General features: G+C 59.6%; 10 protein-coding genes. 1 reads left to right on the plus strand and 9 read right to left on the minus strand.

Features of this window, described 5'->3' with window-relative positions; genetic code table 11:
- Window positions 1–29: 29 nt before the first annotated feature.
- The 9 genes from BMW74_RS09245 to BMW74_RS09285 all read right to left on the minus strand — a co-directional run bounded on the left by BMW74_RS09245 (window position 30) and on the right by BMW74_RS09285 (window position 13,911).
- On the minus strand, window positions 30–3,611 hold the full coding sequence (locus BMW74_RS09245) for a glycosyltransferase (protein ID WP_093417156.1): 3,582 nt from the start codon (window positions 3,609–3,611) through the stop codon (window positions 30–32).
- 108 nt (window positions 3,612–3,719) lie between these two features.
- Window positions 3,720–5,267, minus strand: a complete 1,548-nt coding sequence (locus BMW74_RS09250; RefSeq protein WP_093417161.1) for a flagellar hook-associated protein 3 — start codon at window positions 5,265–5,267, stop codon at window positions 3,720–3,722.
- A 13-nt stretch (window positions 5,268–5,280) separates the two neighbouring features.
- Window positions 5,281–7,344, minus strand: coding sequence for a flagellar hook-associated protein FlgK (gene flgK, locus BMW74_RS09255; RefSeq protein WP_093417165.1), 2,064 nt, complete (start codon window positions 7,342–7,344; stop codon window positions 5,281–5,283).
- A 10-nt stretch (window positions 7,345–7,354) separates the two neighbouring features.
- A complete protein-coding gene (gene flgJ, locus BMW74_RS09260) occupies window positions 7,355–8,632 on the minus strand; it encodes a flagellar assembly peptidoglycan hydrolase FlgJ (protein WP_093417170.1) in 1,278 nt (425 codons plus the stop codon).
- Window positions 8,633–8,642: 10 nt separating this feature from the next.
- Window positions 8,643–9,752 (minus strand): flagellar basal body P-ring protein FlgI, encoded by a 1,110-nt coding sequence (locus BMW74_RS09265; protein WP_093417174.1) that lies wholly within the window; start codon window positions 9,750–9,752, stop codon window positions 8,643–8,645.
- A gap of 15 nt (window positions 9,753–9,767) precedes the next feature.
- Window positions 9,768–10,463 carry a flagellar basal body L-ring protein FlgH gene (gene flgH / locus BMW74_RS09270; protein WP_093417179.1) on the minus strand — a complete coding sequence of 232 codons (696 nt, stop codon included), beginning with the start codon at window positions 10,461–10,463 and terminating at the stop codon, window positions 9,768–9,770.
- Between the two features lie 52 nt (window positions 10,464–10,515).
- On the minus strand, window positions 10,516–11,301 hold the full coding sequence (gene flgG, locus BMW74_RS09275; RefSeq protein WP_093417184.1) for a flagellar basal-body rod protein FlgG: 786 nt from the start codon (window positions 11,299–11,301) through the stop codon (window positions 10,516–10,518).
- Between the two features lie 45 nt (window positions 11,302–11,346).
- Window positions 11,347–12,087 (minus strand): flagellar basal body rod protein FlgF, encoded by a 741-nt coding sequence (locus tag BMW74_RS09280; protein ID WP_093417188.1) that lies wholly within the window; start codon window positions 12,085–12,087, stop codon window positions 11,347–11,349.
- Window positions 12,088–12,351: 264 nt separating this feature from the next.
- Window positions 12,352–13,911 carry a sigma-54-dependent transcriptional regulator gene (locus tag BMW74_RS09285; RefSeq protein ID WP_093417191.1) on the minus strand — a complete coding sequence of 520 codons (1,560 nt, stop codon included), beginning with the start codon at window positions 13,909–13,911 and terminating at the stop codon, window positions 12,352–12,354.
- 279 nt (window positions 13,912–14,190) lie between these two features.
- Here BMW74_RS09285 and phhA point away from each other — a divergent pair, with 279 nt between their 5' ends.
- Window positions 14,191–14,982: a phenylalanine 4-monooxygenase gene (phhA, locus tag BMW74_RS09290; protein ID WP_093417196.1), complete on the plus strand. Its 792-nt coding sequence runs from the start codon at window positions 14,191–14,193 to the stop codon at window positions 14,980–14,982.
- Window positions 14,983–15,016: the final 34 nt, after the last annotated feature.

Here is a 15,016-nt window from a genome sequence, read left to right on the forward strand (position 1 = left end):
ATTCTCCGCCTTGCACCAGCACAAGGGCTTCAGTCAGCTAACCAGGCATTGGCCCAGAGCTGCAGATTGTTTTCAGTCAACACATAGTCGCAAAGCACGGTCTCTCGCAAGGCATCGCCTTGGCGATAACTGGCGCCTGGATCGGCAAGGTGCATGCGAATGGCATCCAGCCACTCGCGGGTCGAGTTATCCCGCACACGCGTACAAGGCAGGTAACCGCGATACGCCTTGGTATCGGTACAGATCACCGGGAAACCGCACGCACCATACTCAAGCAGGCGCAGATTGCTCTTGCAATCGTTGAACAGGTTGATTTCCAGCGGCGCCAACGCAAGGTCAAGATTGAGGCTGGCCAATTTTCGCGGATACATTTCCAGAGGAACCGAATCGTGAAACTCCTTGATGTAAGGCCTGAGCGATTCGGGACACATACCAAAGAACACCCAGTCGACTTCATGGGCCAATTCCTTGACCACATCAAGAATCAATTCCAGATCTCCGCGATGGCTTGTCCCACCCGCCCAACCGACCCGCGGTCGCGCAGACGTTTGACGCAGCCCCTGCAGCCCAGCCCAAAGCGATGCCGCCAACATGTTGGGGACCACTCGGATGTCCGAATGCATGCTGGACAGGGCGTCGGCCAAAGGTTCGGTGGAGACTACGACCCGGTCACACAGGGCAATGCCTTGACTGACTCGCTCACGCATATTGGTCGGCATGTTACGGGCGTGGGCGTTCTTTTCAGGGACCTCGATGATGTAGTCATCCAGCTCATAGATTCGCCGCGCATTGGAGAAGCGCTTGACCGCCTGGAACTCCTGAAGTGAGTCTGCGCTGTAACGACACTGGAAAATAACGGTATCCGGCTGCAAGCGCTGCAGCTCGATCGTACCTGGCATCCCATAAGTGAGCCGTCCCTGAACCCAGCCAGCTCGCTCCAGCTCATTGAAAGGTTGAGCCACACGATAGTGCCCCACCGCCCCAACGTTGACCGGCAAGCCCAAGATGCTAGGCAGTGTGCGACTGATGAAAGGGTCCCAGCCGCCACGCTTACCCGACTCGAAACCGAAGCCGCTCAACTGAAGGCTGAAGTTGCGGTTGTATGCCGGATCCTGAGCCACACGAGGCAACCATCGCTGGTAGAAGCGCTCTTGATCCTGAGTGAGCGCCTGATCAGCAGGTTTCACATCATTGTCGGTCGCCATGCGGACAACCCTGGCGAATGGCGTCCATACCACCAGGTAACCCTGTGCAGCCACACGCAGGCAGAAATCAGCGTCTAACAGATCCCCATTCAAGTGCGCGGTATCCAGCCCATCGACGGCGCTGAAAATTTCCCGGCGAACCAACAGGCATTCGAGACTGACGGCGCTCCAGTTCTGGACCAACTGCATGCGATTCATGTAGCCATTGCTGTCAAGCGTACTATCCAGGAACGGCGAGCCTGCCGGGCCACGCAACCCAAGGACCAGCCCTGCGCTGTGAACCTTGCCATCTTCTGTGCACAACATCGGCCCGACAACACCGACCTCGGAACGCTGACCCTGGCTAACCAGCTCGTTCAACCAGTGCCTTTCGACCACCACGCAGCCGGTCTCGAGCAACAACAGGTATTCACCTTGAGCGTGCTGGACCGCTGCATTCAGTCGCGCCGCAGTTCCCTGGGCTTCGACCGAAACCATGCGCAGCAGGCTGCCGCCCGCGTCCCTCATCGCCATCAACCACGCCTGGACCGCCGGAGGCTCGTCACCACCAACGACCACAAGCACTTCATAGTTGCTATAGGCCGTGTACTCGACAATAGACTCGATACAGCGCACCAGCGCCTGCAGGTCATTTGCAGCACACACCAGAATCGACACCATCGGCGTGGCTTCATGCAGATAGGCCACCCGAGAAATCAGCGCGCCTTGAGTAGCCTGTACATGTGCAACCACTCCCAAGCGCTGCAAATGCGCGTCAACTACCCGCGATGCTTGACGATGCCCTATTGGATCGGTCAGAAACTCGCCATAACCGAACTGGCACTGCACCAGTACCTCGGCGATATGCTCCACCACATGCAGACCCTTGGCTTCCACCATGCGCCATAACAGGTCATGGGGTGCCAGCACCTCGAACGCTTCGGTAAAACCACCCAAGTCGCGCAAGGCGGCGCACTGGAAAGCCAGCAAGCGACCGACATACGGGAAGCTACGCATCAAATCGAAGTTGAAATCCGGCTTGAACACCGGGGCGGTTGCTTCAAGGTTGTCGAGCCCGCCTTCATCGGTGTATAGGCACAGACGATTTGGCAGTACCGCCATCCGCTCAGCCATGATGACCAACGCATCTGCATGCAAGCGATCACCGGCGCGCAGAAGAAAAATCCAATCAGCGGCCAGCTCAGCGGCCACACGCTGATTGAGCTGTTCGAAACCATTACCCTGCAATGCCAAGTGCTGCACCTGCACCCCGGCGACAGACGGTACGCGAACATCAGTCGGTGCCAGCACCCAGACCTGGCTTGGCGCGTAGGATTGCCCGGCCAGGCTTTCCAATGTGGTATGCAAGGCCAGCTCATCGCCCGCCCACGCCTGAATCACGGGGACGATCCTGGGCCGACTTGGCCATTGTTCGATACGTTTTGGCAATACGCGCAACTGCCCCGCAGACAGCGAACGGCAAGTCAGCCACTCGTCGTACAGTTCGGCGAAGCTCAAGCTGTTGGTCCCTACCTGCTGCAGGTAGTCAGCCGTCTGGGCGGTAAACAGGCGGCCCATTTCAAACTCTTCCCAGTCCCCATCCATGCCATCGTGATAGTCGTTCAGTGGCAAGTAACGTACCCAACCACTGGCTGGCGCCGACTCGCCCCCCCGCCCAGCCAGCATTTGCACGAGCCACTGGGTCTCGTTCTTGAATGCCAGGGTCATGGCCGCACGGTGGCTGAGGCGCCCGGGATGAATGCGTTCCAGACTCAGAACGTCGCTGAGGCAAGCCAGCAGCCCATGCCGTAACAGGCAGATATACAGCGCCGAATCCAGGCGCGCCACAAACCCCTGACCCTCTTGAACCAAGGTGGCCAGGCATGCTTCTACCTGCTCCCTGCGAAACAGGGCGTGACTGATGCCACCCAGCAAGTTAACGGCCGAACCGTCCATGATCTCCAGCACATCACCGCCATTGAGCACGGAGGTACCTGGCGACATGACACAGTTTATGGGCCTGGACGGAAGAAGGTTGTCACCGGCGTCGAACAGCAATCGTTGGTTGATCACGATACTGACTTGCAAGCACCTGGACAGCACCTTTGCCTGCTCGGTGATACACGATGAAAACAAGGTGTCGTCATCACATAGAAACTTGACGAACGCTCCCCGAGAATGCTCCAAGCTCGCCTGCAGGTTAAGCGCGAAACCCAAGTTCCTAGTGTTTCGCACGTAGCGCAATGCTATGGACGACTGCCCTTGCAACTCATCGACAATCGCCTTGATCTCGTCTCCCTGGCTGTCATCGCAAATGACAATTTCCAGGTTGGCATAGTCCTGATCGATCGCACTGAGCAACGTGGACCGAAAGAACTCAGGGTTGAACGCTGGAATGGCAATGCTGACAAGAGGCGTAGATTTCACTCGCGTAACTCTCAATCGGTGGGCGTCAACTCAAGCGAGAGAGAACATCCTGAACCTAAAAACGAAAGGGATAGGGATCGTACAGACTGTCGCGATCCCTGAACTGAATCAGACTTTATTAAACAGGCCCAACTGCGCAATTTTGCTGAACGCCAACTGCGACGCCTGCAACATGGTTTGCTGCAGGGTCAGGCGTGTCATCACCTCGGCCGGATCCGAGTCGCGAATCGCCGATTGGGTCTGAGCGTTCGCCAGCACCAGCGCTTGGTTGGTTTCACTCTGGGTATCCAGCGCCGAACCACGACCACCGACTGAACTCAAGGCGGCAGAGACTTGATCAAGGCCGCTGGCGAGATTGCCCATGCCCGATGCAATGGCTGCCTGCTGCTTCTGACCCGCGACGACATCGCCGGTGATCGGTGTGTTCAGTGCGGTTTTCAGCTGGTTCACGGTGTCCAGGATATTCTGGGTTTCGTGGGTATTGATCGCGATGTTGAACTGATCGCCGGCAGCCAGAGGGTCCGTCGCCGTGTTGTTCAAGGTGAACTCCACACCGGATGCCGTCGCGGTGTTGCCCACCATCGTGCCGCTGGAGACCGGCTTGCTGTCAGCCGTGATCGGTGCAGCGTACAAATCGAACGTACTGTCACTGGTGAACTTCAGGACTGCCGAGCCACCCGGGAAGCTGGCGTGATAAGCGCTCGGATCGGTGATCCGGGTGCTCGTCGCCTGGGTCAAGCTCGGGTTACCCGGGCCACGAGCAACGTTGAAGGTGTCCGGCGTGCCTTCCAGCTTGAACGAACGCCCGGTCAACGCTGCATTGGGGTCGTTGAAGTTCAGGGCCAGGTCAACACCACGAAAGCTCACGTTCTGGTTTTTGCCGGTGGTGATCACCCCGCCCTGGGTCGCTTCATTCGTCACGTCGTTACCGAGCGAGTCAGTGATCTTCAACTGGGTCGCACTGGCGAACTCCACCTTGTAGGGCTCGCCAGCGCGGAACTTGTTGTTGTACGTCACGTTCGACGACACCTGCCCATTGGACAGGGTCACCAGACCGTCATTCATCGATGGCGTGGCCTGGGTGCGACTGGTGTTGAGCGCTTGCTGAAACACTTCCCAGCCGGTGCTGTTGGTGGCCATCGACATGCTGTCGCCGATTGGCAGGTTCAGCGTCACCTGGTCACCGTTGTAGGAGTACGTACCGTCGGAATTGCGTGTGAATGGAACGGTGTCACCCTTGGAGCCCGCGAAGATGTACTTGCCGTTTTCATCCTGGGTGTTCATCAGGCTCAGCAGTTGTTCTTCAATCTGGCCCAACTCCGACGCGTTAGCCTGGCGGTCGGCGTCGGTATAACCGGCGTTACCCGTACCGATGGCCAATTCCTTGGCACGCTGCAACACGTTAGTGATGCTGGTCATCACCGATTCGGCCTGACCCAGGGTCGCCTTGAGCGTGTTGGTATTGCTGGCGTACTGGCCGAGAATCGACGCCTGCTGGCCCAACTGCAACAGACGCGAGGCGCCCACCGGATCATCGGCCGCTGTATTGACGCGCACAAGGCTGCTTGCCTCTTCGCTGCTTTTAACAACGTTGGCGAAGTTCTTCTGATAGTTCGCCGCCGTGGACTCGTAAAACTGGCCGGTAGAAATGCGCATGGGCTACGACTCCTTAAAGACTGTTGATCAGTGTGCTGAAGATTTCCTGCGCAGCCTTGATGATCTGCGAGGACGCGGTGTAGTACTGCTGGTACTTGACCAAGTTGCCGGTTTCTTCGTCGAGGTCGACCCCCGACAACGAATCCCGGGCACCCTTGGCGCCGGCCAGGATCGACGAGGTGGCGGCATTGTCGAGCTTGCCCTGGGCGGTCTTGGCGCCGACACCTTCGACCAGCTTGCCGTAGGCATCGGTCAGGGAAATACCTTTGCTCGCAGAGCCGGTGTCCACGGTTTTCTTGGTTTGCAGATCGGCCAACGCAGTGCCGTTACGATTGTCCAGGGTCCCCGCCTGGTTCAGGCTGACATTGATCGCCGCCCCCGAAGTTGGCGAGCCCGCCACGGTCATGTCGAAATTGGCGGTGCGTTGAACGGCCGGCGGGCCCGGATCCATGATCGCGGCACCCGTGGAGTCCTTGAGCGGGATGCTCAGGCTCAGTGTGTTGTTCTGGCCAGGCTTGATGCTGCCGCTGCTCAACGGATTACCGCCCGCATCGAGCAATTGGTAGCTTTGGCTCGTACCGTCAGCCGAAGGCGCGCCAAACACCAGCTTGACCGGTGTGGAGTACTTCAGGCCGTTCTGCATTGCGGTAGAGGTCGCCGCATCGTAGATATCGAACTGAGTGGTCAGGGTTGGCTGGCCGCTGGCCGGGATCGTCAAGCTGCCACTGGAGCCCGAGGCGATAGCCGCGCCCAACGGAGCCGCGATGGCAAGACGCTTGGAGTCCGTCATCTCGGTGCTGATGTTGGCCGCCGCGTTACGGGTCGGAGTGATCTTGAACGTATCGCCCGCGACGCCCGCACCGTTGGTGAGTTTCAGAGAGAACCCGTCGATCATAGGAGGCGGATTGGTGGTCGTACTGTAGGCACCCACGGCAGAGCCATCAGGCAGACGCTGCACGGTGTAGTCCGTGGCACTGGTGAAGGTCACTCTGTAATCGTTGAGGGTCAGCTTGCCGCTGTCCTCGATGCTCACCTCGAAATTGCCCGACCCCGTGTTGCCGATGGCCGCGATGCTGCGCTGGGCCAGGTTCGCGGCACTGTTGATGCTGCTGAACAGGTTGCCACCGAAATCACCGTTCTTGTCGATGCCCTGGGCCTGGATCGTGTTCATCTGGTCGGCGATGACCAACGCCACACGCCCCAGTTCGTTCATTGCCGGATCCAGCACGGTACTGCGATAGCGCAGCAGGCCGCCCATCTCTCCGCCGGTCATGACCGAGGTGATATCAATGGTGCTGGCACCCCGGTTGAGCTGGATCGACAGTCGGCTTGGGTCTTCCTTGCCCGGGACCATTTCCAGCGAGCTGGCGGTGTTGCCCACCACCAATGGCTGGCCGCCGCCCAGATAAAGGTCAATATTGCCGTCACGCTCGACCACTTGCACACCGGTAAAGGTGGCCAGTTGGCGCACAGTCTCGCTCCGCGCATCAAGCAACTCGTTGGGCTGGCCACCCGAGCTGGAAACTTCGGAGATCTTCTGGTTCAAATGGGCGACGGTAGCCGCCAGTTTGTTGACTTGATCGGCCATGCTCGTCAGGTTGCCGTTGATGTTGGCGTTCTGCGAATTCAACTGGCTGGAAATCGAGTTGAAGCGGTTGCTCAAGGCCTGGACATCGCTGAGCAGCAGTTGACGAGACGCATCGTCACCCGGCTTGGCATTCACGTTCTGTACTGAGGCGAAAAACTTCGTCAGGGCACCATTAAGGCCCGTCCCGGCGTCGGACAGCAACGCATCCAGTGGAGACGCCTGACCCAGATACGCCGCTGTATCACTGTTGAGCGAAGTCGTGGTCTGCAATTGCGCATCGATGTAGCTGTTGTACACCCGACGCACATCGGCCAGTGTCGTACCCGAGCCGATCCAGACGTTGCCGAACTGATTTGAGCCTTTAGTGTTCTGCACCGTTTGCTGGCGCGAATAACCGGACGTATCGACGTTGGCAATGTTGTTGCCGGTCACCATCAAGGAGCTTTGGCCAGCGGCGATTCCCGACATCCCGATATTGAGCAAACTCATGGTTCAGACCTTATAAATTCGTGGAAGAGCCCGCAGCGGCGTAGTTCTGGTAACTCTTCATCTGCTTGGCAATCTGTGAAATCTTGCTGGCGTAGTTCGGGTCGGTGGCGTATCCGGCCTTTTGCAACTCGCGTACAAACTGTTCTGGGTTATCGGCCGACTTCAGCACTTCTTGATAGCGATTGTTGCTTTGCAGCAGCGTTACCAGGTCGTGGAAGCTGTCCTGGTAAGAGGCGTAGGAACGGAACTCGGCCGTCTCCTTGACCATCTCGCCATTCCTGAATTCGCTGGTGATTGCACGCGCCTGCGCACCGGTCCAGGTGCTGCCGGTCTTGATGCCGAACAGGTTGTGGCTACTGCTGCCGTCTTGCTGGCGCATGACCGATTTTCCGTAGCCGGTTTCCAGGGCAGCCTGGGCCACCAGGTAGCGCGGATCGACACCAATCCGGTCGGCGGCCTTCTGTGCCATCGGCAGCATGGTGGTGACAAATTCGTCTGGCGATGTGAAGGATTTTTTCGCCGGTGCCAACGGCGGCTGCGCCATGGCGCGGCCATAGACTTGCAGGCTGCCGCGTTTGGCCGAGTAGCTTTGCGCTGGCAGCCAGTCGCCCTTGACCAGCGCGTTGCCATCGATGGTCGCGCGGTTGGGCAAGGTGGTGTGAGCCGTGGTCGTGCCCGAGGCCGATGGCACCAGTCCCGCCAACAGGCGATCAGCCAGTTTCGGGGGCAAGGCGAGTCGACGCTGGTTGATCAGCGCCATGTCATTGCCGTGGGCGCCCTGCCCTGCTCCCTGTGGCGGATTGACCGAGCGCGAGGCCCACAACGGACGCTCGCCATTGAGTCGCGACAGCGGACCATTGGTGCCGACCGTGCCGGCGGCAATCGGTGTCTCCACTGCAGCCTTCGCGGCGACTTGCTTGGCAGCCGACAATTCGGCAGCCTCACCCGGTGCCAGCGGTTTGTTCTTGGACATCTGGCGCATCAGGACGTCGGCCAGGCCAATACCACCGCCCTCGCGGGACATGGAAACCGCCAACTGTTGGTCGTACATTTCCTGGTACTGCTTGGCTGCCGGGGTATTGAGCGGATTGTCCTTGCCCAGCGCATCGGTGGCCGAGCGCATGGACTTGAGCATTTCATTGAGGAACAGCGATTCGAACTCCTGCGCCACCTTGCGCATGTTGCCTTCGCTGTTCTTGTCGCCGACCTTGAGCTGATTCAGGCGATTGAGGTCCGAGTACGAACCCGAATCGTTGCTGCTGACCAAGCCGCTCTTGCGAGTGTCCATGTTCGTCACCTTAAATCACGATCAGGTCGGCTTGCAGCGCGCCGGCTTGTTTCAAGGCTTCAAGGATTGCCATCAGGTCGCCCGGTGCCGCGCCGACCTGATTCACTGCCCGCACGATTTCATCCAGCGTGGTGCCAGGACCGAATTTGAACATCGGCTTGGCTTCCTGCTGGGCATTGACCTTCGAGCGCGGCACAACCGCGGTCTGGCCATTGGAGAACGCGCCAGGCTGGCTGACGATCGGGTCTTCCGTAATGGTCACGGTCAGGCTGCCGTGGGTCACGGCCGCCGGGGAAACCTTGACGTTCTGGCCGATCACGATGGTGCCGGTTCGCGAGTTGATGATGACCTTGGCTACCGCCTGGCCCGGATCGACTTCGAGGTTCTCCAGGATCGACAGGTAGTCGACACGCTGGCTCGGATCAAGGGGCGCACTGACACGAATCGAACCGCCATCAATGGCCTGGGCAACGCCAGGGCCGAGCATGTCGTTGATCTTGTCGACAATGCGCTTCGCGGTCGTGAAGTCGGAGCGGTTGAGGTTCAGGGTCAGGCTGTTGCCCTGGTTGAAACCACTTGGCACGGCGCGCTCCACCGAAGCACCGCCCGGGATACGACCCGCCGACGGAACGTTGACGGTGATCTTCGAACCGTCACGGCCCTCGGCATCAAAACCACCCACGACCAGGTTGCCTTGGGCGATGGCGTAGACGTTGCCGTCGATACCTTTCAGCGGCGTCAGCAGCAAGGTGCCGCCACGCAGGCTTTTGGAGTTGCCGATGGACGACACGGTAATGTCGACCTGCTGACCAGGCTTGGCGAACGCCGGCAGGTCGGCGCTGATCGACACGGCGGCGACGTTCTTCAACTGCACGTTACCCGAGCCCGGCGGTACCTTGATACCGAACTGCGAGAGCATGTTGTTGAAGGTTTGCAGGGTGAACGGGGTCTGCGTGGTCTGGTCGCCCGTGCCGTTAAGCCCGACGACCAGGCCATAGCCGATCAATTGGTTGGAGCGCACGCCCGAAATACTGGCGATGTCCTTCAACCGCTCGGCCTGCACGCCGAGGGAAGTGGACAGCAACAACACGGCCGCCATCAGGTGCTTGAAGTTCAGCATGGAGATATTCATCACCTAGAAAGGGAACAGCGGGCTTAAAAAGAAACGATCGAACCAACCAGGCTGGCTCGCATCGGCAAACGAACCGGTACCCGAATAGGTGATGCGCGCATCAGCAATACGGGTCGAGGGCACGGTGTTGTCGGTGGCGATATCGTCCGCCCGGACCATGCCGGCAATGCGCACCAACTCATCGCCGGTATTGAGGGTCATCCACTTCTCACCCCGCACCGCGATGATGCCGTTGGGCAACACATCGGCCACCGTCACGGTGATCGAACCGGTCAGGCTGTTGCCCTGGCCGGCCTTGCTGTCACCCTTGGTGGCGCGATCACCGCTGTAGCCGGCGTCCAGGCTCAGGTCGCCGCTGCCGAATGGGTTGTTGGTGTTGGGCACGCCGCCAAACAGCGAGCTCAGGCCCACGCTGGTCTTGCTGGTCTTGCCGACCTGGGAGTTGGCGTTTTTGCTGGCCTGGGTCTTTTCGTTCAAGGTGATGGTGATGATGTCACCCACCCGGAACGCCTTGCGGTCGCTGTACAGGTTCTGTTCGAAGCCGGCTTGATAGATCGAGCCATTGTTGGCCGCAGCCGGCAACGGAGTACGCGGCAACACCGGGGCGTAGTAAGGGTCATTGGGTTTCGGCGTCGGAGCGACGCAGCCGGCAAGCACGGCCATCCCACTCAGTGCGAGAACAGATACAAAACGATTCATGACCCTAACCTCACGGTGTTGCAGGCGGCTTCATGCCGCCCCATAGACTTGATTACAGATTCTGCGTTACGAACGAGAGCATCTGGTCGGCGGTGGAGATCACCTTGGAGTTCATCTCGTAGGCACGCTGAGTGGTGATCATGTTGACCATCTCCTCGACCGTGCTGACGTTGGAGGTTTCCAGGGTGCTCTGCAGCGTGGTGCCGAAACCATTCAGGCCTGGCGTACCCACCTGTGGCGCACCGCTGGCCGCGGTCTCCAGGAACAGGTTGTTACCCACCGCCTGCAAGCCGGCCGGGTTGATGAAGTCAGCGGTTTGCAGGTTGCCGATCACCTGGGAAGCCGGGTTGCCGGCGATGGTGATGGAAACCGTGCCGTCACGGCCTACGGTGAAGGTCTGGGCTTCGTTGGGAATCACGATGGCCGGTTCCAGGGTGAAGCCGCTGGCCGTCACGATCTGGCCATTGGAGTCCAGGTGGAAGGTGCCGTCGCGGGTGTAGGACGTGGTGCCATCCGGTTGCAGGATCTGGAAGAAGCCACGGCCGTCAATGGCCATGTCCAGCGGCTGCTCGGTGGTTTGCAAGCTACCGGCGGAGAAGTTCTTCTGGGTGCCAACGATGCGCACACCGGTACCCAATTGCAGACCCGACGGCAGTTCGCTGTCCTGGGTGGTCTGGGCGCCGGGTTGGCGCTTGATCTGGTACAGCAAGTCCTGGAACTCGGCACGGTCACGCTTGAAGCCCGTGGTCGAGACGTTTGCCAGGTTGTTGGAAATAGTCGTCAGGTTGGTGTCCTGGGCGGACAGGCCTGTTTTGGCAACCCATAGAGCCGGAAGCATTCGATTCTCCTCGTGCGCCTGTTTTACGGCGCGACGTTCTGATAATTAGCTGATCTGCAAGACCCGAGCCATGGCCTGGTCGTCGTCTTTGGCGGTGTTCATCATCTTGATATGCAGCTCGAATTGCTTGGCCAGGGCCAGCACTGAGGTCATCTCTTCGACGGCGTTGACGTTGCTCGACTCAAGGAAACCCGACACCAGTTGCACATTGGCGTCGGCCGGCGCGGGCTGGCCGTCCTTGGTGTGGATCGAGCCGTCCAGGCCCTTGGTCATGTTCTTCAAGTCCGGGTTGACCAGTTTGATGCGGTCGACTTCGGCCATCACGCGCGGGCCTTCCCCCATGGCGCGGATGCTGATCGTGCCGTCCTGGCCCACTTCAATTTTCTGCTCGGGCGGCACGGCGATCGGCCCGCCATTGCCCATGACCGGCATGCCATTGCCGGCACGCAGCATGCCCAGCGCATCGACGTTCAGGCTGCCGGTGCGGACGTAGCTTTCGCCACCATCGGGGTTTTGTACGGCGATCCAGCCATTGCCGCTGACCGCCACATCGAGGTCACGACCGGTTTCCACCATGGAGCCCGGGCTGAAATCGGTGGCCGGACGTTCGCTCATGGCAAACGCACGCGCCGGAAAGACGTCGCCAAACACTGGCATCGACCGGGCTTGCTCCAAGTCTTTCTGGAAGCCATTGGTGGAGATGTTCGCCAGGTTGTTGGCATGAGCCTTCTGCGCCAGCGCATTCTGGCTGGCGCCGGTCATTGCCACATAAAGGTACTTGTCCACAGTCGTTCCTCTGCATGCCGGACGTTTGCCGTCCACTGCTGTACTGCGCTGGCAGAAGCAATTTGCAGACCAACTCGCACACAGCGGCTTGCAAGCCTTTAAACACGGGGGTTTTTGAGGAATCAGGGAGGAATGGGAGGTGGGATCAAAGTCGAAAAACCGGCGGTGTTATGCCGGTAGGTGGCAAGGGTTGGTCCCGGGCGACGACCTCTTCGCGAGCAGGCTCGCTCCCACAAAAGGCCGGCACAGGCAAACATCTATGGATTACTGCCCTCCCTTGCCCACCTCATACTCACGCAGCTTGTTGGCGATGGTGGTGTGGGAAACCCCCAGGCGCTTGCCCAGTTGCCGGCTACTGGGATGCTCGGAGTACAACCTCTGCAACACCGCCTTTTCAAAGCGCCCCACAATTTCCTCCAGCCCACCTTCCAGGGAGAAGTCCCCCAGTGGCTGGCGCACCCCGTAGTCAGGCAGGCGAATGTGCTCGACCTTGACCATGCCGCCTTCACACAACGACACCGCCTGGAACAACACGTTCTCCAATTGCCGCACGTTGCCGGGCCAATGGTAGTGGCTGAGCCGCTCCATGGCAGCTGGCGCGAGCTTCGGCAGCGGGCAACCGATCTGCCGGCTGGCCTGGTCGAGGAAGTGCTCGACCAACGGTGTCAGCCCGTCGAGGCATTCACGCAACGGTGGAATATGCAGTGAGAGCACGTTCAGGCGATGGTAAAGATCCTGGCGGAATTCGCCACGGGCGCATAGCTCCGACAAGTCGACCTGAGTGGCGCAGATCACCCGCACGTCCAGGTAGACCTCTTCATCACTGCCGACACGCCGAAAGCATCCGTCCTGCAGGAAGCGCAGTAGCTTGACCTGCAACCGCGCGCTCATTTCGCCGACACCGTCGAGAAACAACGTGCCGCCTGCCGTCAACTCCAGCAGCCCGAGCTTGCCTTCGGCTCGCGCCCCTTCGAACGCTCCCGGACCGTAGCCAAACAGCTCGGTCTCGGCCATCGACTCCGGCAACCCGGCGCAATTGAGCGCCATGAGGGGCGATTGCCCACGAGGGCTGGCCAAGTGGCAGGCACGCGCCAACAACTCCTTGCCGGTACCGGTTTCCCCCTCGATCAACAGCGGCGCATCCAGCGGCGCCATGCGCCGCGCCTCGCGGACCACAGCAGCCATGACCTTGGAGCTCTGGAAGATACTGTCAAAGCCGCGCAACTCCTGCTTGCGCACGTTATAGATGCGCTCGCCCACCCGATCCGCCCGGTGCAACGTCAATACCGCACCGGCCATGGCTTCGCTGTCGTCATGCTCGGACTGCAACGGCGCGATATCGGCCAGGAACACATCCCCCTTGACCTTGACCCGCAGCCCGTTGATCCGTGACTTATTGGCGCGTACCAGTTCCGGCAGATCGAAGTCTTCGGCATAACGGGCCAAGGGAATCCCCGGCACCTCATCCACCCGTACGCCCAGCAACTGCGCCGCCGCGCGGTTGGCCGCGACAATCGAGCCGCCCATGTCGATCGACAACACCGGGAACTCCAGTGCACCGAGCAAGGCGTTGAGCTCCATGTGCCGACGCTCGCTAGGCATCAGCCCTACACGCTTGACACCAAATACCCCGGCAATCGCCTCGAACTTCGGACGCAACGCCTGGAACTGAAGATTGATCAGGTTCGGGCAGTGCAGATAGATCGCGTTGCCATGTTCGCCGCCGACTTCGCCCCGGGCGACGTTGATCCCGTACTCCACCAGCAGGTTGAGAATGTCGCGCAGGATGCCGATGCGGTTCTGGCAATGGACTTTGATACGCATAAAGAGGCCCGAACTGGAATAGGGACGGCGCACGGCAAGGAGATTTCTGCCAACGCGCAAAGTTAGTCGTCAAGATTATGTGACAGTCCAGCGCCTTTTCAAACCATGAAACCGCCATGGCTGCGCCACAACCTCAAAACCGTAACGAATACTTTACGAAATGGGGATTTTTCCTACATTCCAAGTCTCACCCCCCACATGCAAGGCCGCACGCTTCGGGTTATCTCTAGGTCCATAGGCAAGACATAACAAGAACGTATCCCTTTGCAGGAGAGCAGCATGAAGCAGACGCAATACGTGGCTCGCGAGCCCGATGCGCAAGGTTTTATCCACTACACCACGGAAGAACACGCGGTGTGGAATACGCTGATCACTCGCCAACTGAAAGTGCTTGAGGGCCGTGCGTGCCCGGAATACATGGAAGGCATCGAGAAGCTCGGCCTGCCCCATGACCGCATCCCCCAGCTCGACGAAATCAACCAGGTGCTCGGCGAGACCACCGGCTGGCAAGTGGCCCGGGTGCCTGCCCTGATTCCATTCCAGACCTTCTTTGAGCTACTGGCCAACAAGCAATTTCCGGTGGCGACCTTTATTCGTACCCGCGAAGAACTGGACTACCTGCAAGAGCCGGACATTTTCCATGAGATCTTCGGCCACTGCCCGCTGCTGACCAACCCATGGTTTGCGGAATTTACCCACACCTACGGCAAACTCGGCCTACAGGCCACCAAGGAAGAGCGCGTGTACCTGGCGCGCCTTTACTGGATGACCATCGAGTTCGGCCTGGTCGACACCCCTGAAGGCCAACGCATCTACGGCGGCGGTATTCTCTCCTCGCCCAAAGAAACCGTGTACAGCCTGTCCACCGAACCCGAGCACCAGGCCTTCGACCCGCTGGAAGCGATGCGCACGCCCTACCGCATCGACATCCTGCAACCCGTGTACTTCGTCCTGCCCAACCTCAAGCGCCTGTTCGACCTGGCCCACGAAGACATCATGGGCATGGTCCAGCAAGGTATGCAGCTGGGCCTGCACGTACCGAAGTTCCCGCCCAAGCCCAAGGCGGCCTGAGACGACCGCAGTCGCGGCGCCTCATAAAAAATAG

The organism is Pseudomonas sp. ok272 (assembly GCF_900109995.1).
In the GTDB taxonomy this organism is placed as follows: Bacteria; Pseudomonadota; Gammaproteobacteria; order Pseudomonadales; family Pseudomonadaceae; genus Aquipseudomonas.